The following is a 22,184-nucleotide window of genomic DNA, read 5'->3' as shown; positions in this document are numbered from 1 at the left end:
CCCCATGGATGGGTTTACGGCGTCCCCCGCAACCGGACCCACCCCGCCATCCCACGTAATCCGGCTCTTGCCGTTGACGTTGCCGTGGTTTCTGCGGGTGCCGGGCGCAGCCCGGCCGACCCCCCTCAATCCTGTTCGCGGTGGTAGGTCGCCACGTCTTCCCAGCCCATCTCGCGGGCATGCCGGGCCATGCGCTCGGCCAGGAACACCGAGCGGTGCTTGCCGCCGGTGCAGCCAAACGCCACGGTCACGTAGCTGCGCGTGCCATCCCCCAGCTTCGGCAGCCAGGTATCGAGGAAGTCCATCAGCTGGGCCAGGTAGCGCTGCACGTCCGGTTGCGCTTCCAGGTAATCACGTACGCCCGGTTCGCGGCCACTCAGCGCGCGCAGGTCCGGATCCCAGTGCGGATTGGGCAGCACGCGCGCGTCGAACACGAAGTCCGCCTCGGCCGGCACGCCGCGCTTGTAGGCGAACGATTCGAACAGCAGCGACAGGCGCGTGGCATGGTCCAGTGCGAACTCGGTGATGATCCGCCGCCGCAATTGGTGCACGTTGAGCGCGCTGGTGTCGATCACCGCATCGGCTTCGCGGCGCAACGGCGCGGTCAGCTCGCGCTCGCGGGCAATCGCTTCGGGCAGGGACAGGCCCAACTGGCTCAACGGGTGGCGACGGCGGGTGTCGGCATAGCGCTTGAGCACCGCTTCGTCGCTGGCTTCGAAGAACAGCACCTTCACTTCCACGCCGGCATCGGTGGCCAGCTGCCGCCAGTTGTCCAGCTGGCTCAGGTCGGACTGGCCGCGCACGTCGATGCCCACCGCCAGGCGGCGCGGAGCACTGCCGTCATGGTTGGCCAGCAGGCTGCGCACGAAATCGGGCAGCAGGTTGATCGGCAGATTGTCCGAGCAGTAGTAGTCCTGGTCCTCGAAGGTCTTCAGGGCGACGGATTTACCCGAGCCGGACAGGCCGCTGACGATGATCAGGGTCGGGGCGGAGGGGATTGCGGTGCTCATGGACAGGCTCTTCGAGGGACGGGGGAATCAGGGTGTTCGCCGTTCCAGCAGGTTGCTGTGGCGGGCGATGAACATGGCCGCCGGGTCGATCCCCTTGGTGCGAAGGATGTGCAGGCGGGTGGCCGCCTCGGTCAGCACGGCCAGGTTGCGGCCGGGCATCACCGGCAGGGTGATCAGCGGAACATCCAGGTCCAGCACATGGCGGGTTCCCGAATCGCCGGTCAGGCGCTCGTAGCCATGTGGGGTGGGTTCGGTCATCGGCTTGGTCAGGTGGACGATCAGCCGAAGGTACTTGTTCTTCTTTACAGCCGTGTCGCCGAACATCTCGCGCACGTTCAGCACGCCCAGCCCGCGCACTTCCAGCAGGTCCTGCAGCAGCTCCGGGCAGGTGCCGTCGAGCACGTCCGGGGCGATCTGGGTGAACTCCGGCGCATCGTCGGCGACCAGGCGGTGGCCACGGCTGAGCAGTTCCAGTGCCAGCTCGCTCTTGCCCGAGCCGGCCTCGCCGGTGATCAGCACGCCGATGGAATAGATCTCCATGAACACGCCATGCAGGATCACCCGCGGCGCCAGTGTGCGCGCCAGGTGGTAGGACAGATGATTCAGCAGTTCGTGGCCGCGCTTGGGCGACAGCCACAGCGGCGTACCGGATTCGTCCGCCGCCGCGCGCAGGTCTTCCGGGCAGGGCTGGTTGCGGGTCAGCACCAGCGCCAGCGGATGCGACTGCATGATCTTCTCGATGGTCTCCCAGCGCTGGCGCGGTTCCAGCGCATCCAGCCAGGACAGTTCCTCGGTGCCCAGGATCTGCACCTTGTTGGGATAGATCGCGTTGAGGTATCCGGCCAGCGAAGGGCGACGCGACACCGTGTTGCCAGCCTCCAGCTCACGCTTCTCGCCGGACTTGCCTGCGGCCCAGCGCAACCCCAACCGCTCGCGCTGCTGTTCGAACAGTTCACGGGCGGTGATGCTGGTATTCATGCGGCGCTCGCAGGTGGGGTCAGCTCCAGGGCCTGGCGCAGGGCCCGCGCATCGCCGGCCGCGCGCAGGGCATCGCGGATGGCGGGCGTCGAGAACAGCTCGGCCAGCTCGGACAGCAGCATCAGGTGCTGGTGGGTGTAGTGGGAAGGAACGGCCATCGCGAACACCAGGTCCACCGGCTCATCGCCACCGAAGTCGACCGGGGTGGCCAGCCGCAGTAGCGCGCCACGGGGGCGGTCCAGGGTCGGCGCGCGGCCGTGGGGGATGGCGATACCGTGGCCGATCGCAGTGCTGCCCAGCGCTTCGCGCTGGCACAGGTTCAGGTAGATCTGTTCAGCGTTGGCCTGGCGGCAGGCCAGCAACCCGGCGGCGGCCTTCAGGACGCTGTCGCGGTCGGTGGCCGTGCAGAGCTGGGTCTGCACGGCCGCCAGGAGGTCAGTCAGGGGCATGTCTGCGGGGAACGGTGGCGATCAGCCACCATTGTCGCCCACCGGCAGTGGCGCGTGCTGCTGTTTTTTCTCCTTGTGCTTGATCACCAGACGGTCAAGCTTGTCCGCAAGCAGGTCGATCGCGGCATACATGGTCTGGGCATTGGCCTCAGCGTGCAGGGTCTGGCCGGGAATGTTGAGGCTGGCGTCGACGTGGTGTTCGGTCTTCTGCAGCTTGAGGGTCACCCGCGCTTCGCAGTGCTGGTCGAAGTGTTTGCCGATCCGGGCCAGCTTCTCCTCTACATAGGACTGCAGGGCCGGGGTGACTTCGACATCTTTGCCAAACGTTTCGATGCGCATCGGGTTTCTCCTGTGTTCGGATGTGCCAATGAACCTCTCCGCCGGGCGCGGCGGCGCGTCAAGCGATTCTGACCCTTTCGTGCGAGGCGGAGATGTTCATGGCTTCACGATACTTCGCCACGGTGCGCCGCGCTACTGGAATTCCCGACGATTTGAGCAGGTCAGCCAGCTTGGCGTCAGAAAGCGGCTTGCGTGGATTCTCGTCGTCGATCAGGCGCCGGATCATCGCCTGGATGGCCGTGCTGGATGCCTCGCCGCCGCCTTCGGTATCGATGCCCGAGGCGAAGAAGGCGCGCAGGGGCAGGGTGCCGCGTGGCGTACGCACGTGCTTGCGGGCAATCGCGCGCGACACCGTCGATTCGTGCAGGCCGAGCTCGGCGGCGATCTCGCGCAGGGTCAGCGGCCGCAGCGCCTGTTCGCCGAATTCAAGGAAGCCAGCCTGTTGCAGGATCAGGCTGCGTACCACCCGCAGCAGGGTTTCGCCGCGCTGCTGCAGGCCCTTCAGCAGCCAGCGCGCTTCCTGCAGCTGTGCACGCAGGTAGCCGGCATCGGCCTCGCCACAGCGGCGGATCAGCTGTTCGTAGCCGCGGTGGATCACCACCCTTGGCCCGGCATGCGCGGCCAGTGCAGCGCGCCACACGCCGTTCTGCCGCCACACCACGACATCGGGTACCACGTAGGTGTCCTGCGACAGGGGGGCGATCTGCGTGCCCGGCCGTGGATCCAGCGAACGCAGCAGGGTCACTGCAGTCTCGACCTCGGCCAGCGGCAGTTTCAACTCGTGGGCCAGCCCGGCCACGCCGCTGCGCGGCAACCGTTCCAGCGGGCCCGCGGCAATCTGTCGCGCCAATGCCAGGCCCGGTGTGGTGTCGTCCAGCACCTCCAGCTGCAGCTGCAGGCATTCGCCGAGGGTGCGCGCGGCCGCGCCGACCGGATCGAAACGCTGGATCCGGTGCAGCACGGCAAGAATCTCGTCCTGGTCGGCATGGATGGCCGGCAGCAGGGTTTCGGCGATGCCTGCCAGCGGTTCGCGCAGGTAGCCATCGTCGTCCAGTGCATCGATCAGTGCGGCACCGATGCTGCGATCACGTGCGGACAGGTGCGACAGGTGCAGCTGCCACAGCAGATGATCGGCCAGGGTTTCGGTTTCGGCCACGCGTTCGGCGGCGCTGCCGGTATCGTCGTCATCGTCGAAGCTGCCGCCGCTGCCGGCCGCGCTCCAGTCCAGTTCGGCCGGCGCCCAGTCGTCGCCGTTGTCGGCACGTTCGGCCGCTGCATCGCCGTCGGGGTTGTCACTGGTTTCGTTGGCGGCGCTGCTGCTGTCACTGCTGTCGGCCCAGTCCAGCAGTGGATTGCTTTCCACTGCCTGCGCGATTTCCAGTTCCAGCTCGGTGCTGGACATCTGCAGCAGCTTGATCGCCTGTTGCAGCTGGGGCGTGAGCACCAGCTGCTGTCCCAACGATGTCTGCAGCCGAGTCTTCATGCCTGTGCCGAAAGGAAGGAGAGGGACCCGGCGCTTGCCGTCACAGCTTGAAGGAATCCCCAAGGTAGACGCGACGCACGTCGGCGTTGTCCAGAATCGCTTCCGGCGAGCCCTGGGCGAGCACGCTGCCCTCGGCGAGGATATACGCGCGGTCGCAGATTCCCAAGGTCTCGCGCACGTTGTGGTCGGTGATCAGCACGCCGATGCCACGCTGCTTGAGGTGGGTGACGATGCGCTGGATCTCCCCGACCGAGATCGGGTCCACGCCGGCAAAGGGCTCATCGAGCAGGATCAGGCGCGGTTGTGCCGCCAGTGCACGGGCGATCTCGCAACGGCGGCGCTCGCCGCCGGACAGGCTGGCACCGAGCTGGTCGGCCACGTGGCCCAGCTGCAGTTCGTCGAGCAGGCTGTTCAATTCGCGCTCGCGGCCCTTCGAATCAAGGTCCTCGCGCAGTTCCAGCACCAGGCGGATGTTGTCGGCCACGCTCAGCTTGCGGAACACCGACGGTTCCTGCGGCAGGTAGCCCACGCCCTGCTTGGCGCGGGTGTACATCGGGTCGCCGGTGATGTCCTTGCCGTCAAGCACGATGCTGCCGGCATCGGCGGCGACCAGGCCGACGATCATGTAGAAGCAGGTGGTCTTGCCGGCGCCGTTCGGGCCGAGCAGGCCGACCACTTCACCGGCGTCGAGGGTCAACCCGAAATCCTTGACGACTTCGCGTTGCTTGTAGCGCTTGCGCAGGCCCTTGGCGACGAGCATTACTTCTTGCTCCCGGCCGGTGCCGCCGGCGTGCTGGCCTTGGGCTGTGCCGCCGGCGCCGCCGGCGTCTTGTTCTTCGGTGGAATGACGGTGCGCACGCGGCTGCCGTCGCCGCCGGAATTCATTTCACCGCTGCGGGTGTTGTAGACCATGCGCTGGCCGGCATTGGTGCCGCGCGCGCTGGTGACCTTGTAGTTGCCGGTCAGGGTGATGATCTCGGTCTTGATGTCGTAGTCGATGCGGTCGGCCAGGGCGTCCATCCAGGTGCCATCGTCGAGCTGCTGCTTCATCTTGGCCTGCTTGCCGGTGAATACCACGCGCACCGCTTCACCGTCCTTGAGGTAGATCTCGGCCTCGGACGAGCGCAGGTCCAGCGTGCCCTGGGTGATGACCACGCCCTGCGACAGCACGGTCTTGCCGTCGCCGGTGAGCATGCCCGACTGCGCGCCGGAATCGATGTGCATGTCTTCGTTGCGATCGGTGGACTTGGCGAAGGCGGCGCTGGGGACAAGAAGACCAAGCGCGAGTACGGCTGCAAAGGGAATCTTCATCGGGGTCCGTTCTACCGGTGGGGGCCTCCCGGGTGGACCGGGGGCGTGCGGGTGGGGCTGCCGGCCTTGCGCCTGTCCGGAGACGTCGCAGGCTGGCGGCGGAATCAGTGCTTGGGCGTGTAGCGGCCCTTGGACTGGCTGAGGAAATGATACGTGTTGTTCTTCGAATCCACCTCGAAGCCCACGCCGGACTGTTCCATGCCGGGGCGGGTCATGGTCACCAGAGCGTCGGTACGGGCGCGGTTCTCCTTGGGGAACACGTCCAGGTGATCGGTGCGGAAGGTGGTCGGCACCGTGCCCGGTGCGGCCGGGCTGTCGCCGGCCACGTTGCCGCGCAGCTTCATCTCGTCGCCCTTGGCGCTGAGCCAGCCGGTCTCGGCGCGCAGGGTCCAGTGCTTGCCATCCTTGTCCGGCATCTCGAACAGCGGGGTGGCGATATTGATGGTCTGGTCGCCGCGCTGGCGCTCCAGCAGCGGCGCACGCAGGGTGGTGGACTCCTTGCCGTGCTCATCCAGGGCGACGATCTGGAAGTCGTGCAGGATGTAGTCCACGCCGACTTCCTTGCCGTCATTGGCCGGTCCCTTGTCCCGGTTGCGCAGCGCCGCCCAGCTGCTGAGCAGGGCCGCCAGCAGCAGGCCGATACCGAGGAGGGTGCGCCAGTTGAGCGAAGGAGCATTCATGCGCCGAACCTCGCCAGCACCGCATCGACATGGCCCTGAGCGGCCAGCAGGACGTCGCACAGTTCGCGTGCAGCGCCACGGCCACCGTCAGCGCGGGTCTGCCAGTGCACGCGCTCGGCGATCCACGGGTGCGCGTTGGCCGGCGCCACCGCCAGCCCGACTGCGCCCAGCGGTGCCAGGTCGGGCAGGTCATCGCCCATGAACGCCACCTGTTCCAGGCCGATGCCGTGCTGGGCACACAGGGCCTGCACGCTGGCCAGTTTGTCGCCCACGGCGATCTGGGTATCGATGCCGAGGTCGGCGCCGCGCCTGAGCGCGGACTGGCTGTTGCGCGCGGTGATCAGCACGGGGTGGATGCCGTGCTGCTGAAGCAGTTTCAGGCCCAGGCCGTCCTGCACGAAGTACGCCTTGCTCTCGTTGCCGTCCTTGTCGTAGTACAGCTGACCGTCGGTGAGGGTGCCGTCCACGTCGAAGCAGGCCAGGCGGATACGGGCCGCAGCGGCATGCAGGTGGGCAGGGAAGGCGGGCAGGGGGGACCAGGGCATCAGGGCGGCAGGCTCGGTGGGGGCGGGTGCGGCGTTACAGACTGAATGGGGTCTACGGACTGTCGGTTAAACCACCCGGGCCCGCAACAGGTCATGAATGTTCAGGGCACCGACCGCCCGGCCCTGGCCATCGACCACGATCAGGCCGGTGATCTTGTGGGTCTCCATCAGGCGCGCGGCCTCGACTGCCAGCTGGTCGGCACCGATGGTGCGCGGGTTGCGGGTCATCACATCGGCGATCTTCGCCGTGCGCACATCCAGTGCACTGTCCAGCGCACGGCGCAGGTCACCATCGGTGAACAGGCCGATCAGCACGCCGTCCGCGTCGACCACGGCGGTCATGCCGAGCCGTTTGCGACTCATCTCCATCAGGGCTTCGCTGAGGCTGGCGTCGGCGCCGACGCTGGGCAGGTCTTCGCCGGTGTGCATGACGTCGGTGATGTGCAGCAGCAGGCGGCGGCCGAGGCTGCCGGCCGGGTGCGAGCGGGCGAAGTCATCGGCGGTGAAGCCGCGCGCGTCGAGCAGGGCCACCGCCAGCGCATCACCCATCGCCAGCGAGGCGGTGGTGCTGGAGGTCGGGGCCAGCGCCAGCGGGCAGGCCTCGGCCGGCACGCTGACGTCCAGATGGATGTCAGCGGCGGTGCCCAGGCTGGACTGCGGGCGCCCGGTCATGGAAATCAGCACGTTGCCCTGGCGCTTGAGCACCGGCAGCAGCATCAGCACCTCGTCCGACTCGCCCGAATAGGACAGCGCCAGCACTACGTCGTCCTCGGTGATCATGCCGAGGTCGCCATGACCGGCCTCGCCAGGGTGCACGTAGAAGGCCGGGGTCCCGGTGGAGGCCAGGGTGGCGGCGATCTTGCGGGCGATATGCCCGGACTTGCCCATGCCGGTGGCGACCACCCGGCCGCGGCTGCCAAGGATCGCCTGGCAGGCCTGCTGGAAGGCCTCGCCGAGGCGGTCGGCCACGGCATCCAGCGCCTGCCGCTCGATCTCGAACACGCGGCGGCCACTGGCGACCAGGCCGGCAGGGTCGACGGAACGGGGGGGCAACAGGGATTCGGCCATGCGGACGCCACGCAGCGGAAGTAGAATGGACGTACATTTTATTAGGAAAGCCCGTTGGACGCCGACACCATCCGCAATCTGATCGAAACCGGCCTGCCCGGCGCCCGCGCCGACGTGCAGGGCGACGATGGCGTGCATTTCGAAGCGACCGTGGTCTGTGACGCCTTCGCCGGCAAGATGCCGCTGGCACGCCACCGCATGGTGTATGCCACTCTGGGCGACCTGATGGGCGGCGCGATCCACGCGCTGGCACTGAAAACCGTGACCCCCGCCGAAGCCGGCTGAACCGCAGAAGATCCCGAATACATGGCCAAGATCGTTGTGACCGGCGGCGCTGCGCTGCACGGTGAAGTGAGCATCTCCGGCGCCAAGAACGCCGTCCTCCCCATTCTCTGCGCGACCCTGCTGGCCGACGAGCCGGTGGAGATCACCAACGTGCCGCACCTGCACGACGTGGTCACCACCGTGAAGCTGCTGGGCGAACTGGGCGCGAAAGTGACCATCGACCAGGGCACCCTGTCTCGCGGCAGCGCGATCGTGGTCGACCCGCGTTCGGTCAACCAGCACGTGGCACCGTATGAGCTGGTCAAGACCATGCGCGCCTCGATCCTGGTGCTGGGCCCGCTGCTGGCCCGCTTCGGCGCGGCGGAAGTATCGCTGCCGGGCGGCTGCGCGATCGGTTCGCGTCCGGTCGACCAGCACATCAAGGGCCTGCAGGCCCTGGGTGCCGAGATCGTGGTCGAGAACGGCTTCATCAAGGCCACCGCCAAGCGCCTGAAGGGTGGGCACTTCACCTTCGACATGGTCAGCGTCACCGGCACCGAGAACGTGCTGATGGGCGCGGTGCTGGCTGAAGGCACCACCATCCTCGACAACTGCGCGATGGAACCGGAAGTGACCGATCTGGCGCACTGCCTGATCGCGCTGGGCGCGAAGATCGAAGGCCTGGGCACCGCCCGCCTGGTCATCGAAGGCGTCGAGCGCCTGTCCGGTGGCCGCCACGAAGTGTTGCCCGACCGCATCGAGACCGGCACCTTCTTGGTGGCCGCGGCGATGACCGGTGGCAAGGTCACGGTCAACCGTGCGCGCCCGAACACCATGGACGCAGTGCTGTCCAAGCTGGTCGAGGCGGGCGCGAAGATCGAGACCACCGAAGACACGATCACCCTGGACATGCAGGGCAAGCGACCGAAGGCGGTCAACCTCACCACCGCGCCGTACCCTGCGTTCCCGACCGACATGCAGGCGCAGTTCATGGCGCTCAACTGCGTGGCCGACGGCGTCGGCGTGATCAACGAAACGATCTTCGAGAACCGTTTCATGCACGTCAACGAACTGCTGCGGCTGGGCGCGGACATCCAGGTCGAAGGGCATACCGCCATCGTGCGTGGCAACGAACACCTGAGCGGCGCGCCGGTGATGGCTACCGACCTGCGTGCGTCGGCCTCGCTGATCTTGGCCGGGCTGATGGCCAGCGGCGAGACCACCATCGACCGCATCTACCACCTTGATCGTGGCTACGAGAACATCGAAGAGAAGCTGTCTTCGCTCGGTGCCACCATCCGGCGCGTGCCATGATCCTGCGCGGCAGGTTCAGCCCGCGTCGCAAGGCGCTGCTGGTGCTGGTGCTGATCGTGCTGGCGTGGCTGGGCTATGCCTGGTACGCCAACCTGGCCATCACCCAGGGCATCGAGCAGAAAGATATGGACTGGAACGGCGACGGCACGGTCTCGCGTGACGAGATCATCCAGTCGTTCTATGCGGTGTCGGTCAATGACAGCCAGGACGGCAGCCGCCATTGCCGGACCTTCGTCTGGCGCAGCACCGGCGAGCAGATCCGGGTGGATTGCCGGACCGAGTTCAAGCCGGCCGAGGAACAGAAGCCCGCTGAAGCGAAGAAATAAGAAAACGCCCGCGAAAGCGGGCGTTTCTTTTGCGCGGGGTCGGATCCCTTTCCGACGGAAAGGGCTCTGACCCCACCATGTCGCAACCGGGGTCAGAGCCCTTCCCGGGGGAAGGGATCCGACCCCTGCAATCAGTTCATCGCCCTGATGGTCAGGTCCAGCGCATCGCGGCCGCTTTCACGCTGCAGCATGCGCGCCGGCACCGGGAACTCGGGCACGATCCAGGCGATCAGTTCCTTGTTGCCGTCGGCACGCGAGACCTTGGTGGCTTCATAGCTCTTGCCGCCCACGGTGATCGACTCCTTGCCGATCACGCGGTAGGTCATGTTCTTGATGCGGCCTTCGTCGACCATGCGATAGGTCAGCGGCTTGCCAGCAGCCAGGTCACGGGCGATCGCCAGGTTGATCAGCAACGCGTCCATGTCACCGGCCTTCAATGCGATCGGTCCGGCGCGGTCCGGCTTGATGTCGCCGGTCCAGGTGGCCTGGTTGCTGCTCCAGTTGTAGTTGGCCTGCACGTTGCGCTTCTTCACCAGCAGCGCAGAACGGTCCTGGCTGCTGAGCGGGCGCAGCTGGCCACGCACTTCCTCGAACACCGTGCTCTGGCTGAGATCGGCCAGCTGGTTCTTCACCTGCAGGCTGTAGCGCCACTTGTTGGCACCTTCGCTGGCCAGGGTCATGGTGCCGTTGGCCTGCATGCCCATGTAGCTGGCCAGGTAATCGGCCTTGAACGGTTCCAGCGCCATGGCCGGCAGGCTGGCCACGGTCAGTGCGGCCGCTGCGATCCAGGTGAGGGGGCGGGCCAGGGTGTTCATGCTCAGACTCCTTGGTATTCGATCAGGCGCAGATCGACGCGATCTTCGCCGTCTTCGCGTTGCAGGATGCGCACCGGGGTGGGGACACCGTTGGCGATCCAGAGAATGGTTTCGTTGTTGCCGCCGTTGGTCCGGTAGACCCGCAGCGCGTTGTAGGACAGGTCGCCGACCTCGACGTTCTCGGTCTGCGCTGCGGCCTGGTAGTCGTGCTGGCGGACCTTGCCCATGTCCACGTAGCGGTAGTGCATGGTGGCACCCGGGCGGGCATCGCGCATGATCGCCAGATTGATCAGCAGCGCACTCTGGTCACCGGCCTGCAGCGGGATCGGTTGCGCGCGTTCCTTCTTCACGTCACCGGTCCACTGCGCGGTGCCGGCCTGCCAGTTGTAGGTGCCCACGGCCTTCTTGCCGAGGAACAGGCCCTTGCGCACGGTGCTCTGGCTGAGTGGTGCATAGATGCCACCGCGCTCCTCGAACACCGTGCTTTGTTCGATGTTAAGGCCGAGCACGCTGGCGAAGCCGCGGCGACCGACCACCTGCATGTCCACCCGCCACTGGCTGCCGCCGGTATGGGTGACCTGCATGCTGGCATCGCCGGCCTCCTTGCCCTTGTAGAAGGCCTGGTAGGTGGCGCTGAACGGCTGTAGCGGCGGCGGCTCCCAGGCCAGCGCCGCCGGCATCGGTACGGCCGGTTCGGCGGGCGGCTGCACCACGGGCACCGGCGCCGGCGAAGCGGCAGGCGCCTGCACCTGTCCCCAGCCCGCGGCGGGAAGCATGGCAAGCGACAACAGCAGTGAAGTGGACAACAGGGTCGTGGTCTTCATGGAGGACAGGGACCGCAGGGGGAGGCAGGATGCCAGCCCCGCAGTCAGCGGGGCGTGTGCAATGGGCTTACCGGTTCAGGTTACCGGCGGAATCTAGGGCCAATGGGCTAAACAGGGGGTGACCGTCGAGCCAGGGTTGTCCCTCCCGTTCAGCCAGGCGGCCGCCGCACAGCAGCTGCAGCGTGGCGATCAACAGAGGGTGTTCCACCGCCAGCACGCGCGCGGCCAGGCTGTCCGCATCATCGCCTGGCTGCACCGGGACACGCACCTGGGCCAGCACTGCACCTGCGTCAAGTTCGGGCACGACCAGGTGCACGCTGGCACCGTGCTCGGTATCGCCGGCCTGCAGTGCCCGTGCATGCGTGTCCAGGCCCTTGTGCAGCGGCAGCAGCGACGGGTGGATGTTGACCAGGCGGCCATCGAAGCGCTGCACGAAGCCAGCGCCGAGGATGCGCATGTAGCCGGCACAGATGATCCAGTCCGGCTCAACTGCAGCCAGGGCATCACCCAGTGCCTGCTCGTAGGCGGCGCGGTCGCTGAACTCCTTTGGTGCATGCGCCCAGCGCAGTGCCGGTGCCACGCGTTGCAGCGCCTCCGCGGTGGGGCGATCGGAGAACACGCCGACCACTTCAGCCGGCAGGTGCCCACTGCCGATGGCATCGAGGATGGCCTGCAGGTTGCTGCCGCGGCCAGAGGCGAGCACGGCGATACGGGTGGGGGTGGTCATTGCAGCGAACTCCGGCGGATCAGCGGCCAGGTCAGCAGGCTGCCCACGGTGGCCATCAGCATGTCGGCATGCGCGTCCCACATGTCGCCCTGCTGGCCGTTGTAGGCCTCGGCGGCATCCGGCGACAGGGCCAGCGCGATGGCCCACTCGAACCACTCGTAGACCAGGCTGGCACACATCACCGTCATCACCGCCAGAGTGAAGGCCTGGCCCAGCCGCAGCGCCGGCCAGGCGTGGCGGGCCAGCTGCAGCAGGGCGGGGGTGAAGCAGACGCCGAACAGGAAGTGGATGAGGCGGTCGAAATGATTGCGCTGCCAGCCGAACGCCACGTTGGGCGACCAGCCGAACAGGGCCTGCGACCACGCGTCATAGGGCACGTTGGAATACAGCCAGCGCGCTGCCACGCAGTGCAGGGCGATGAAGCCGCAGATCGCGATGAAGGCGCCATTGCCCAGCCAACCGCCGCGGCGGTCGACCCACAGCAGTGCGGCCAGGCCGATCACGGTCAGCGTGCTGTGCAGGGCTTGCTCGATCGGCCACAGCGGATGGATCCAGCTGATCGCGAACACCGCCAGTACGGCGGCGAAGGCCAGCTTCTTGGGGCCGGAGAAGCGGTAGGCGCTTGCAGCGGCGGTGGTAGCGATGGCAGGCGAGGACATGTCGGGTCGATCGAAGGGGGGGGGCGTCTGCCTGCCGGCTCAGACGCTGAGGTGGTCGCCGCGGTCGAACAGCGCAGCCATTTCCGGCTTGCCGAGGAACACCCATGCATAGGCGGCCAGCGCCATGCCCAGCGGACCGGCCAGCACCGCCAGCCACGCCGCGCGCCGGCACCAGGCCAGCCCGGTGCGGGCCGTCAACAGACGCGCGGTATGCAGCTGCACGAAGCCGAGCACGACGGCCAGCACGGCGATCGAGGCATAGATCGTGGTCAGCATCCAGGCATCGTCCAGCCCGCGTGAGTGGGCCACCCAGCCGCTGAGGCCGAGGAAGGCCACTGTGGCGACCCAATGGAAGCCGGCCAACGCGTAGAACAGCACTTTCAGCGTCTGCAGATGGCTGGTCAGCTGCAGCTGCGCCAGGGTCTGCCGCGGCAGCGGCGGCGGATTGCCGGAGGCGGTCATGCGGCCGCGGCAGGCAGGTCGAAGGCGGCCTTGACCTGCGGGCGCAGCAGGGTGATCAGGCTGAACACCCCCAGCACGGTGCCGACTGGCGCGAACAGGCAGGCCAGGCCGGCCACGATCAGGCACAGCAGGTAGCGGCGGCGACGGGTCAGGCAGCGGCCGGCATAGGCCACGAACGCACCCAGGGTGACGCCACTGAACACGATGACGCAGCCGATGATGGTGAACATCCAGCCGAACAGGCGTTGCTCCGCAGGCGACGACGGCTGGCCGCCGGAATTCATCGGCAGGTTGCCGGTGAGCGCGGCGATGCCCAGCACGATGTGGATGATGAAGATCAGCGAGAACAGCGCGATCAGGCCGCCGACCACATAGTGCGCGATGGCCAGCATGCGCAGGTGGTCGGCATCCTGCGCACTGAACACCGGTACCGTCGCCAGCGGCGGCGGCACCGGAGCGGGCGACAAGGGGGGCGTTGCGTCCATGCGGGCTCCTGGGTTGCCGGGATCAGCCGATGTGGACGCGCTCGGCGCCGTCAGCGGTGACCACCTGGCCGATGGTCCAGTGGTCCAGGCCCTGGGCCTGGACAGCCTCGGATACGGCATCGACCTGGTCCGCTGCGACGATCAGCACGAAGCCGATGCCGCAGTTGAAGGTCCGCCACATCTCGCTGTCGGCCACCGCGCCTTCCTTCTGCAGCCACTGGAACACCGGCGGCAGGGTCCAGGACGAGGCCTGGATGTCCAGGCCGAGGCCTTCAGGTACCACGCGGATGATGTTCTCGGTCAGGCCGCCACCGGTGATGTGGGCCATGCCGTGGATAGCCGCGCCGTGCGACTTCAGCAGCGACAGGATCGGCTTGACGTACAGGCGGGTCGGCGCCATCAGCGCGTCGACCAGCTTCACGCCGCCTTCCAGCTCCAGCTCGGCCGGGCGGCCGGCGCGGTCATAGATGCGGCGGACCAGCGAGTAGCCGTTGGAGTGCGGGCCGGAGGAGGCGATACCGATCAGCACGTCACCGGCGGCGACGCTGGCCCCGTCCTTCAGCTCGCTCTTCTCGACCGCGGCCACCGTGAAGCCGGCCAGGTCGTACTCGCCCGGGGCATACATGTCGGGCATTTCAGCGGTTTCGCCGCCGATCAGCGCGCAACCGGCCTCGGTGCAGCCGTTGGCGATGCCGCCCACGACCGCGGCGGCGGTGTCGATGTCCAGCTTGCCGGTGGCGAAGTAGTCCAGGAAGAACAGCGGCTCGGCGCCCTGCACGAGCACGTCGTTCACGCACATGGCGACCAGATCGATGCCGATCGTATCGTGGCGGTTCAGCTGGTGGGCCAGCTTCAGCTTGGTGCCCACGCCGTCGGTTCCCGACACCAGTACCGGCTCGCGGTACTTGTTGGACAGGTCGAACAGGGCGCCGAAGCCACCCAGGCCGCCCATCACTTCCGGGCGGAAGCTGCGCTTGACCAGGGGCTTGATCCGCTCGACCAGCTCGTTGCCGGCGTCGATGTCGACACCCGCATCACGGTAGGTGAGGGGGGAAGGGGCGGAAGACGGGGTGTTGGTCACGGGCGTCGGCGCTGGCAGGGGTTGAACGGGCGATTTTAACAGGCCGCATTGGCGCAAAGGCCGTATTCGGGCAACAATTCCCCCGGATACGTCGAGCCAATGGATGTCCTGATGCGCCGCAGCCTGATTTTGACCCTGCTCCTTGCGCTGAGCCTGCCGGTGGCCACGATGGCCCAGAGCGGCCTTCGCACCGAGGGTGATGTCGCCACCGCCAGTGGCGCGTACGAGGCCGAAGTGCCCGTCAACAGCCAAGCCGAGGCCGATCGCAACGGCGCCCTGGCCCGCGCCCTGAGCGTGGTGCTGGGCAAGTTGTCCGGCGACCGCAACGCCATGTCCCGCCCCGGCGTGGTGCAGGCGCTGCGCAATGCCAAGGATTACGTGGCCAGCTACGACTACAAGCAGGACCAGAGCGTGGGCGCCGGCGGCGCCCCAAGCTTCCGGACGCTGCTGGTCGCCCGCTTCCGCGAGGATGATGTTGATTCGCTGGTGTCGGCGCTGGGCCTGCCGCTGTGGCCGCAGCCGCGGCCGAAGCCGGTGCTGTGGCTGGCCGTCGACGACGGCAGCGGCCCGCGCCTGGTCAGCGTGCAGCAGGCCAACGCCGCGCGCCCGCTGCTGAACCGCGCCATAGAACGCGGCTACAAGCTGGGCCTGCCCAGCGGCGGTGCCGCCGAGCAGGCCCTGGCCGGTGCCATCTGGCGCCAGGACAGCGCCGCGGTGGCCCGCGCCTCCTCGCGCTACTCGCCGCCGATGCAGCTGATCGGCAAGCTGTACCGCGCCAATGGCGGCTGGCAGGCGGACTGGGTGTTCGTCGACAACGGCCGTGAACTGAACAAGTGGACCAGCAAGGACGCCAACGCCATGCGCGCGATGGCCGCTGGTGCCGACGGCGCCGCCGATGCGCTGGTCAAGCGCTATGCCAAGGCCGGCGTGGCCACCGGCCAGGCCGGGACCTACCGCGTGGTGGTGACCGGCATCAACAGCGCCGACGACTACCTGCGCCTGGCCGCTGGCCTGCGCGAGGTGCCGGTGGTGCGCAACGTCACCCCGCTGCATGCCTCGGCCGGCCAGCTGGAGCTGAGCCTGGAGATGACCACCGGCCTGGCCGGCTTCAACCGCATGCTCGGCGACGGTGGCGTGCTGGTGCCCAGCGCACCGCTGCCGGCGCTGCCGACGCCCATCGATGACACCACCGGTACCCCGGTGGCCCCGCCTGTCAGCAACGAGTACCGACTGCGATGATCCTGTCACCGGAAGCCGAAATCGCGCAGTTCCTGCGCCGGTTGAAGTACATCCTGTTCGCTGGCCTGATCGGCTGGATCGTCTGGCTGCTGGCCCCGATCCTGACTCCGTTCGTGCTGGCGTTGGCACTGGCCTGGCTGGGCGACCCGCTGGTGGACCGCATCGAGGCCACCGGCCGCTCGCGCATGACCGGCGTGGTGCTGGTGTTCGCGGCGATGGTGCTGGTGATCGTGGCGCTGCTGCTGGTGCTGGTGCCGATGATCGAGCGCCAGATCACCACCCTGATCGCGGTTGCGCCGCAGGCGCAGGCGTGGCTGATGGAAAAGGGCATTCCCTGGTTCGAGCAGAAGACCGGTCTGGAAGTGATGCAGTGGATGGATCCGGACCGCCTGATCGAATGGGTGCGCAGCCACTGGCAGCAGGCGGGCGGCTTTGCCACCACGTTCATGGGTTACGTCTCGCGCTCGGGCTTTGCGATGGTGACCTGGGTGGTCAACATCCTGCTGCTGCCGATCCTGGCGTTCTACTTCCTGCGTGACTGGGACAAGCTGGTCGAGCGTGTCGCGTCGGTGATCCCGCGCAACCAGATCGGCACCATCTCCGCGCTGGCGCGCGAATCCAACGAAGTGCTCGGTGCATTCATCCGCGGGCAGTTCCTGGTGATGCTGGCGCTGGGCGTGATCTATGCCGGTGGCCTGTCGCTGGTCGGCCTCAAGCTGGGCCTGTTGATCGGCCTGATCGCCGGCCTGATCAGTTTCATTCCCTACCTGGGCGCGACCACCGGCATCCTGATGGCCATCGTGGCCGCGCTGGTGCAGGCGCAGGGCTTCGACCTGAAGCTGCTGATCCTGGTCGGCGTGGTGTTCACCGTGGGTCAGTTGCTGGAAAGCTACGTGCTGACCCCGCGCATCGTCGGCGACAAGATCGGCCTGCACCCGGTGGCGGTGATCTTTGCGGTGATGGCCGGTGGCCAGCTGTTCGGCTTCCTCGGCATGCTGCTGGCACTGCCGGTGGCAGCGGTGACCAACGTGCTGCTGCGCTATGCGCACCAGCGCTACCGGCAGAGTGAACTGTACGTGGGTGAGAAGCCGGCGATCGTGCTTGATGGCGTGGTCGATGCCCCCCATATCATCATTCCGAACGACAAGGGCCCCGACCTGAAGTGATGGGTGTGCCGCAACTGCCGCTGGCCCTGCATTACCCGAGGGACCAGCGCCTGGAGACCTTCATCGGCGCGCCGGATGGCGCGCTGGCGCAGCTGCGCGCGATCGCGGTCGGCGCCAGCCACGATTGGGTCTACCTGGAAGGTGCGGCGGGCACGGGCAAGACCCACCAGGCGCTGGCGATGTGCTCCAGCGCCGAGCAGGCCGGGCGACTGCCGACCTACGTACCGCTGGCCAGCGCCGCCGGCCGCGTACGCGCGGCGTTGGATGGGCTTGAGGCGCGCGAGCTGGTGGCGCTGGACGGCCTGGACGAGGTCGCCGGCAACCGCGAGGACGAGATCGCGCTGTTCGATTTCCACAACCGCGCGCGCGCTGCGGGCGTGACCGTGCTGTACACCGCGCAGAAGGCGCCGGAAGAACTGGGCCTGGTACTGCCCGACCTGCGTTCGCGGCTGGGCCAGTGCGTGCGTGTGCTGCTGCAGCCGCTGGACGAGGAAGGGCGGGCAGCGGTGCTGCGCGAGCGTGCGCTGCGGCGTGGCCTGGCCATCGACGAAGCGTCCATCGAGTGGCTGCTGTCGCACACCGGGCGCGAGCTGGGTGGGTTGATCACGCTGCTGGACTGGCTGGACCGGGAGTCGCTGGCGGCGAAGCGGCGGATCACCGTGCCGTTCCTGCGTCAGGTGCTGGAAGAAGGCCGGCCGCGTTACTGAGGGTGGGGTTTGCTTTGCAGGGCTGCGCCCTGCACCCGCCGAAGCCGAAGCCGAAGCAACGTCAACGTCAAAAGCTGGCTATCCGTGGGATGGCGGGGTGGCTCAGGTTGCGGGGGACGGCGCAAGTACGTCCCTGTAGCCTCGATCGCGCCATCCATGGCGCTCACGCCCCCGCAACCTGAGCCACCCCGCCTTCGACAGATTCCCGCGATCTGCCGGGACTGCGTACTGCACTGCTGTTGGTGGGTGTCGACGCGTCTTGCATGTGGTGGGTGTCGACCTTGGTCGACACCAGAGCGAGCGTAGCGACGCGACCCGCTTTTGCTTTTCTTTTTCCTTTTCCGTGGCTGGACGCCCACGGAAACTGTCAGAGGCCGGGCGGGTGGGCCATGCAGGGGCGTTGGCGCCATGGATGGCGCCATCGAGCTTACAGGGACGTACTTGCAGCGTCCCCTGCATGGCCCACCCGCCCGGCCAAGCACGGCTTTTGATCTGAGCGTCCAACCACGAGGGGCTCAGCCGTTCGCTGCCAACTCAACATCCAGCGCGCGCAGGCGATCCACCGTCCCGACGTCGGTCCAGCGCCCGCGATGGTGTTGACCCGTCATCAAGCCCTGCGCCATGAAATGCTTCTGCAGCGGCACCACCGAGAACTTCGGTGGCATCCGCTCGCTGCCCGGCGCATCGCCGATCACCGTGCGCCAGTCGGCCACGACGGAAGGGTGATACACGCCGATGCCGGCATAGGTCAGGCACGGTCCTTCGCGGTCGTGGTGCAGCAGCCCCTGCGCATCGAGGCGGTAGTCACCTTCGGGGTGCTGAACCGGATTGTCGACCAGCACCAGGTGTGCCTGGCCTTGTGGCTCGCGCGGTAGCGTGGCGAAATCGAAATCGGTCCAGATGTCGCCGTTCACGACCAGGAACGGGGCGTCGCCCAGCACCGGCAATGCGTTGAGGATGCCGCCGCCGGTTTCCAGCGGGGTCGGCCCTTCGTACAGGAAATGCAGTTGCAGGCCCCATTGGCTGCCATCCCCCAGCGTCGCCGGGAACTGCTCGGCCAGCCATGCGGTGTTGACCACCACCTCGCGCACACCCAATGCCGCGAGGCGCTCCAGGTGCCAGACGATCAGCGGCTTGCCGGCCACTTCCAGCAGCGGCTTGGGCGTGTGCAGGGTCAGCGGGCGCATGCGCTCGCCCAGGCCGGCGGCAAAGACCAGTGCTTTCATCGGGCCACGCGCATCGGTGCCGCCAGCTCGGCCAGCGCCGGCTTGATGCGGTCTTCGAGCAGCAGCTGCAGCGGCGCCAGTTCGCGGTAGCGCGGCAGCACTTCATCCAGATAGGTGATGAAGCGCGGCGCGTCGTCGAGGTAATGGCCCTTGTTGTCGCGATAGCGCAGGCGGCAGAACAGGCCGAGGATCTTCACGTGGCGCTGGATGCCCATCCAGTCTGCATCGCGCAGGAAGGTGGCGCGGTCGGGCACCGGCAGGCCAGCGCTGCGCGCACGCTCGTGGTACTGCGCCAGCCACTCGTCCACGCGCTGCAGTGGCCAGCTCAGGAATGCGTCCTTGAACAGGCTCACCGCGTCGTAGGCGATCGGACCACGCACCAGGTCCTGGAAATCCAGCACCGCCGGACCGTCGTCGACCGGCATCAGGTTGCGCGGCATGTAATCGCGATGGGTCAGCAGCTGCGCCTGGCCCAGGGCGTTATCCATCAACCGGCGGTGTACCAGCTGCAGGCCTTCGATCTCGCCGCAGTCCAGCTCCAGGTGGAGGTGGCGCTGCAGGAACCATTCGTCGAACAGGCCGGCATCGCGTTGCAGCAGCGCTTCACCGAACTGGCCGAAGTCAGCCGGCACCGGGATCGCCTGCAGGCGCAGCAGCTGTTCGATCGAACGGCCGAACCATTCGTCAGCGTTGCGCTCGTCGAGGATCTTCGCCAGGGTCGGGCCGCCGAGATCTTCCAGCAGCAGGAAGCCGGCATCCAGATCCTGTGCCAGCAGCGCGGGCACGCGCAGGCCGTTGTCGTGCAGCAGGCCGCGCATGCGTAGCCACGGGCGCGGATCTTCCAGCCCCGGCGGGGCGTCCATCACGATGTGGCTGCCGCGCGTGCTGGTGGTGCGCCAGTAACTGCGCATGCCGGCATCGACCGAAGCGCGTTCGACCACCGCACTGGAATCATCGAGCTGGGTACGGGCCCACTGCAGGCGCTGCGCGCTGCGCTGGGGATCGGAGGCGGGTTCGGTCATGCAGGCATATCCGGGCGCGCCGGGCGCGCCAACGTCGGCAACAGGAAAGGAAGGAGGGGCAGGGTCAGCGGCGACCGCTGAACAGGCGCAGGATCGCCAGCACGACGACGGCGCCCACCACCGCACCGAAGAAACCGGCCGGCTCACCGGCGGCGTACCAGCCCATGTACTGGCCGAACCAGCCGGCCAGCAGCGCACCGAGGATGCCCAGTACGATGGTCAGCAGGCAGCCCATGCGGTTGTTGCCGGGCATGAAGAAACGCCCGAGCAGGCCGACGAAGAAGCCGACCAGGATGATGTAGAGCCAGCTGCTGCTGCCGAACAGACCATTCATGCGCGTGATTCCCACCAAGAGTGGACGCAGCCTAGCAAGGCCAGGCTGCGTCCGTCACGGTGTGCCGCTATCAGCAGCAGCCGTGGTCGCCGTGGCGGGTGCCGCTGTCGGCAGCCACCGGCGAACCGCTGGTCTCGCCGCGCAGGCTGGCGGCGTAGTGCTCGCTGATCACCTTGGACACGCAGGCGGTGACCTTCTTGCCCATCGGGATGTGCAGGAACTCGTTCGGGCCGTGTGCATTGGAGTGCGGGCCGAGCACGCCGGTGATCATGAACTGGGCGCCCGGGAATTTCTCACCCAGCATGCCCATGAACGGGATCGAGCCGCCTTCGCCCATGTACATCGCCGGCTTGCCGAAGAAGGCCTGGCTGGCGTCGTCGATGGCCTGGGTCAGCCACGGCGCCATGGCCGGCGCGTTCCAGCCGGTGGAGGCCTTTTCCAGGTCCAGGGTGACCTGCGCGCCGTTCGGCGGATCGCGCAGCAGCGCTTCCTTCAGCAGCTCACCGCAGGTCTTGCCGTCGGCAGTCGGCGGCAGGCGCAGCGACAGCTTCACCGAGGTCTGCGGACGCAGCACGTTGCCGGCCGATTCCAGCGCCGGCATGCCACCCACGCCGGTGACCGACAGCGCCGGGCGCCAGGTGCGGTTGAGCACCAGCTCGGTCAGGTCCTCGTTCATCGGACGCAGGCCGTCGACCATCGGGAATTTCTCGAAGATCTCGGTATCGACCACTTCGGCGGCGCGCTTGGCCTGCGCCTGGCGCTCGGCCGGAATTTCAACGTTCATGCCGTCGATCAGGATGCGGCCGGTGTCCTGGTCCTCGATGCGCGACAGCAGTTGGCGCAGCAGGCGGAAGCTGGACGGCACCACGCCGGAGGCATCGCCGGAATGCACGCCTTCGTTGAGCACCTTCACGGTGAAGTTGCCGCCGGTCAGGCCGCGCAGCGAGGTGGTGCACCACAGCTGGTCGTAGTTGGCGCAGCCCGAATCCAGGCACACCACCAGCGACGGCTTGCCGATGCGGTCGGCCAGGTGGTCGACGTAGGCCGGGAGGTCGTAGCTGCCCGACTCTTCACAGGCTTCGATCAGCACCACGCAGCGGGCGTGCGGCAGGCCCTGGGCCTGCAGCGCCAGCACGGCGGCCAGCGAGCCGAAGATGGCGTAGCCGTCGTCCGCACCGCCGCGGCCATACAGCTTGTCGCCGCGCAGGACCGGGGTCCACGGGCCGAGGTCGTCGTCCCAGCCGGTCATTTCCGGCTGCTTGTCAAGGTGGCCGTAGAGCAGGATGGTGTCGTCGCCGGTTTCGGCGCCGGTAGCCGGAATTTCCAGGAAGATCAGCGGGGTACGGCCTTCCAGGCGGACCACTTCAACCTTCAGGCCGGGCAGCTGCTGGGCCTTGGCCCAGTTCTCCATCAGCGTGACCGCCTGTTCCATGTAGCCGTTCTGCACCCAATTGGCGTCGAACATCGGCGACTTGTTGGGAATGCGGATGTAGTCGACCAACTGCGGGACGATTTCGCTGTCCCACTTGTCATTGACGAATTGGCCGAGCTTGGCGCTGTCCATCTGAAACTCCGGTTGCATGGGCTGATCCGGCCATTCTACGCCTGTGGCCCGGGTAGGGTTTTTCCTACATCACGTCGGGTATTTGGCTGGCTTTTAGAAATCCAGG

Annotated in this window: 27 protein-coding genes; 6 read left to right on the top strand and 21 right to left on the bottom strand. The window is 67.4% G+C overall.

All coding sequences use genetic code 11. The features are described 5' to 3' along the window. Nucleotides 1-125: 125 nt before the first annotated feature. The 10 genes from rapZ to AC07M7_RS02395 all read right to left on the bottom strand — a co-directional run bounded on the left by rapZ (nucleotide 126) and on the right by AC07M7_RS02395 (nucleotide 7,863). Nucleotides 126-1,010 carry an RNase adapter RapZ gene (gene rapZ, locus AC07M7_RS02440; protein ID WP_136638887.1) on the bottom strand — a complete coding sequence of 295 codons (885 nt, stop codon included), beginning with the start codon at nucleotides 1,008-1,010 and terminating at the stop codon, nucleotides 126-128. A 27-nt stretch (nucleotides 1,011-1,037) separates the two neighbouring features. Then, nucleotides 1,038-1,988 carry an HPr(Ser) kinase/phosphatase gene (hprK, locus tag AC07M7_RS02435; protein ID WP_004147299.1) on the bottom strand — a complete coding sequence of 317 codons (951 nt, stop codon included), beginning with the start codon at nucleotides 1,986-1,988 and terminating at the stop codon, nucleotides 1,038-1,040. Continuing rightward, nucleotides 1,985-2,437: a PTS sugar transporter subunit IIA gene (locus AC07M7_RS02430; protein ID WP_136638886.1), complete on the bottom strand. Its 453-nt coding sequence runs from the start codon at nucleotides 2,435-2,437 to the stop codon at nucleotides 1,985-1,987. Before AC07M7_RS02430 ends, hprK begins: the two co-directional genes overlap by 4 nt. Nucleotides 2,438-2,458: 21 nt before the next feature. After that, entirely contained in the window at nucleotides 2,459-2,776 is a 318-nt protein-coding gene (gene hpf / locus AC07M7_RS02425; RefSeq protein ID WP_004147311.1) for a ribosome hibernation-promoting factor, HPF/YfiA family, read from the bottom strand. A gap of 58 nt (nucleotides 2,777-2,834) precedes the next feature. Next, the gene (locus AC07M7_RS02420) at nucleotides 2,835-4,259 is read right to left on the bottom strand and encodes an RNA polymerase factor sigma-54 (RefSeq protein ID WP_136638885.1); all 1,425 of its coding nucleotides are present in this window, start codon (nucleotides 4,257-4,259) and stop codon (nucleotides 2,835-2,837) included. 40 nt (nucleotides 4,260-4,299) lie between these two features. Continuing rightward, nucleotides 4,300-5,019 carry an LPS export ABC transporter ATP-binding protein gene (gene lptB / locus AC07M7_RS02415; protein WP_004147318.1) on the bottom strand — a complete coding sequence of 240 codons (720 nt, stop codon included), beginning with the start codon at nucleotides 5,017-5,019 and terminating at the stop codon, nucleotides 4,300-4,302. Then, nucleotides 5,019-5,570 carry a lipopolysaccharide transport periplasmic protein LptA gene (gene lptA, locus AC07M7_RS02410; RefSeq protein WP_004147320.1) on the bottom strand — a complete coding sequence of 184 codons (552 nt, stop codon included), beginning with the start codon at nucleotides 5,568-5,570 and terminating at the stop codon, nucleotides 5,019-5,021. Before lptA ends, lptB begins: the two co-directional genes overlap by 1 nt. Nucleotides 5,571-5,674: 104 nt before the next feature. Continuing rightward, nucleotides 5,675-6,250 (bottom strand): LPS export ABC transporter periplasmic protein LptC, encoded by a 576-nt coding sequence (lptC, locus tag AC07M7_RS02405; protein ID WP_004147322.1) that lies wholly within the window; start codon nucleotides 6,248-6,250, stop codon nucleotides 5,675-5,677. Then, complete coding sequence (locus AC07M7_RS02400) at nucleotides 6,247-6,795, bottom strand: KdsC family phosphatase (protein ID WP_136640035.1); 549 nt, start codon at nucleotides 6,793-6,795, stop codon at nucleotides 6,247-6,249. The genes lptC and AC07M7_RS02400 overlap by 4 nt, the downstream gene beginning before the upstream one ends. Before the next feature lie 66 nt (nucleotides 6,796-6,861). Continuing rightward, complete coding sequence (locus tag AC07M7_RS02395) at nucleotides 6,862-7,863, bottom strand: KpsF/GutQ family sugar-phosphate isomerase (RefSeq protein ID WP_136640036.1); 1,002 nt, start codon at nucleotides 7,861-7,863, stop codon at nucleotides 6,862-6,864. Nucleotides 7,864-7,917: 54 nt separating this feature from the next. Between AC07M7_RS02395 and AC07M7_RS02390 the strand changes: the two genes are divergently transcribed. The 3 genes from AC07M7_RS02390 to AC07M7_RS02380 are packed head-to-tail and all read left to right on the top strand — an operon-like array spanning nucleotide 7,918 to nucleotide 9,767. After that, the gene (locus tag AC07M7_RS02390; RefSeq protein WP_012510288.1) at nucleotides 7,918-8,148 is read left to right on the top strand and encodes a BolA family protein; all 231 of its coding nucleotides are present in this window, start codon (nucleotides 7,918-7,920) and stop codon (nucleotides 8,146-8,148) included. Nucleotides 8,149-8,169: 21 nt separating this feature from the next. Next, entirely contained in the window at nucleotides 8,170-9,441 is a 1,272-nt protein-coding gene (gene murA / locus AC07M7_RS02385) for a UDP-N-acetylglucosamine 1-carboxyvinyltransferase (RefSeq protein ID WP_253079798.1), read from the top strand. Further along, a complete protein-coding gene (locus AC07M7_RS02380) occupies nucleotides 9,438-9,767 on the top strand; it encodes an EF-hand domain-containing protein (protein ID WP_426354141.1) in 330 nt (109 codons plus the stop codon). The genes murA and AC07M7_RS02380 overlap by 4 nt, the downstream gene beginning before the upstream one ends. Before the next feature lie 131 nt (nucleotides 9,768-9,898). On the opposite strand, the gene AC07M7_RS02375 is transcribed toward AC07M7_RS02380, so the two are convergent. The 7 genes from AC07M7_RS02375 to purM all read right to left on the bottom strand — a co-directional run bounded on the left by AC07M7_RS02375 (nucleotide 9,899) and on the right by purM (nucleotide 14,820). Beyond that, entirely contained in the window at nucleotides 9,899-10,582 is a 684-nt protein-coding gene (locus AC07M7_RS02375) for a DUF3108 domain-containing protein (protein ID WP_495206656.1), read from the bottom strand. 2 nt (nucleotides 10,583-10,584) lie between these two features. Next, nucleotides 10,585-11,406, bottom strand: coding sequence for a DUF3108 domain-containing protein (locus tag AC07M7_RS02370; RefSeq protein WP_426354137.1), 822 nt, complete (start codon nucleotides 11,404-11,406; stop codon nucleotides 10,585-10,587). 67 nt (nucleotides 11,407-11,473) lie between these two features. Next, nucleotides 11,474-12,133: a phosphoribosylglycinamide formyltransferase gene (gene purN / locus AC07M7_RS02365; protein ID WP_426354135.1), complete on the bottom strand. Its 660-nt coding sequence runs from the start codon at nucleotides 12,131-12,133 to the stop codon at nucleotides 11,474-11,476. After that, complete coding sequence (locus AC07M7_RS02360; protein ID WP_426354133.1) at nucleotides 12,130-12,792, bottom strand: DUF2238 domain-containing protein; 663 nt, start codon at nucleotides 12,790-12,792, stop codon at nucleotides 12,130-12,132. Before AC07M7_RS02360 ends, purN begins: the two co-directional genes overlap by 4 nt. Nucleotides 12,793-12,831: 39 nt before the next feature. After that, the gene (locus tag AC07M7_RS02355; RefSeq protein ID WP_426354131.1) at nucleotides 12,832-13,254 is read right to left on the bottom strand and encodes a hypothetical protein; all 423 of its coding nucleotides are present in this window, start codon (nucleotides 13,252-13,254) and stop codon (nucleotides 12,832-12,834) included. Next, nucleotides 13,251-13,739 carry a hypothetical protein gene (locus AC07M7_RS02350; protein WP_495206655.1) on the bottom strand — a complete coding sequence of 163 codons (489 nt, stop codon included), beginning with the start codon at nucleotides 13,737-13,739 and terminating at the stop codon, nucleotides 13,251-13,253. The genes AC07M7_RS02355 and AC07M7_RS02350 overlap by 4 nt, the downstream gene beginning before the upstream one ends. A 22-nt stretch (nucleotides 13,740-13,761) precedes the next feature. After that, nucleotides 13,762-14,820: a phosphoribosylformylglycinamidine cyclo-ligase gene (gene purM, locus AC07M7_RS02345; RefSeq protein ID WP_136640043.1), complete on the bottom strand. Its 1,059-nt coding sequence runs from the start codon at nucleotides 14,818-14,820 to the stop codon at nucleotides 13,762-13,764. Nucleotides 14,821-14,919: 99 nt separating this feature from the next. Here purM and AC07M7_RS02340 point away from each other — a divergent pair, with 99 nt between their 5' ends. The 3 genes from AC07M7_RS02340 to hda are packed head-to-tail and all read left to right on the top strand — an operon-like array spanning nucleotide 14,920 to nucleotide 17,932. Further along, the gene (locus AC07M7_RS02340; RefSeq protein WP_046982521.1) at nucleotides 14,920-16,059 is read left to right on the top strand and encodes a DUF2066 domain-containing protein; all 1,140 of its coding nucleotides are present in this window, start codon (nucleotides 14,920-14,922) and stop codon (nucleotides 16,057-16,059) included. Then, complete coding sequence (locus AC07M7_RS02335; protein WP_495206654.1) at nucleotides 16,056-17,225, top strand: AI-2E family transporter; 1,170 nt, start codon at nucleotides 16,056-16,058, stop codon at nucleotides 17,223-17,225. Before AC07M7_RS02340 ends, AC07M7_RS02335 begins: the two co-directional genes overlap by 4 nt. Continuing rightward, nucleotides 17,225-17,932, top strand: a complete 708-nt coding sequence (gene hda, locus AC07M7_RS02330) for a DnaA regulatory inactivator Hda (protein ID WP_032130359.1) — start codon at nucleotides 17,225-17,227, stop codon at nucleotides 17,930-17,932. The genes AC07M7_RS02335 and hda overlap by 1 nt, the downstream gene beginning before the upstream one ends. 515 nt (nucleotides 17,933-18,447) lie before the next feature. On the opposite strand, the gene murU is transcribed toward hda, so the two are convergent. The 4 genes from murU to AC07M7_RS02310 all read right to left on the bottom strand — a co-directional run bounded on the left by murU (nucleotide 18,448) and on the right by AC07M7_RS02310 (nucleotide 22,078). Then, entirely contained in the window at nucleotides 18,448-19,158 is a 711-nt protein-coding gene (gene murU / locus AC07M7_RS02325) for an N-acetylmuramate alpha-1-phosphate uridylyltransferase MurU (protein WP_495206653.1), read from the bottom strand. Further along, nucleotides 19,155-20,180, bottom strand: coding sequence for an aminoglycoside phosphotransferase family protein (locus tag AC07M7_RS02320; protein WP_253079415.1), 1,026 nt, complete (start codon nucleotides 20,178-20,180; stop codon nucleotides 19,155-19,157). The genes murU and AC07M7_RS02320 overlap by 4 nt, the downstream gene beginning before the upstream one ends. A gap of 64 nt (nucleotides 20,181-20,244) precedes the next feature. Continuing rightward, nucleotides 20,245-20,514 carry a GlsB/YeaQ/YmgE family stress response membrane protein gene (locus AC07M7_RS02315; RefSeq protein ID WP_088024918.1) on the bottom strand — a complete coding sequence of 90 codons (270 nt, stop codon included), beginning with the start codon at nucleotides 20,512-20,514 and terminating at the stop codon, nucleotides 20,245-20,247. 70 nt (nucleotides 20,515-20,584) lie between these two features. After that, nucleotides 20,585-22,078: a M20 family metallopeptidase gene (locus AC07M7_RS02310; RefSeq protein WP_126928499.1), complete on the bottom strand. Its 1,494-nt coding sequence runs from the start codon at nucleotides 22,076-22,078 to the stop codon at nucleotides 20,585-20,587. Nucleotides 22,079-22,184 lie beyond the last annotated feature (106 nt).

It is taken from the genome of Stenotrophomonas sp. GW821-FHT09E08 (assembly GCF_059416125.1).
The sequence above is the reverse complement of the archived record's forward strand: the minus strand, read 5'-3'. Positions and strand labels throughout refer to the sequence as shown.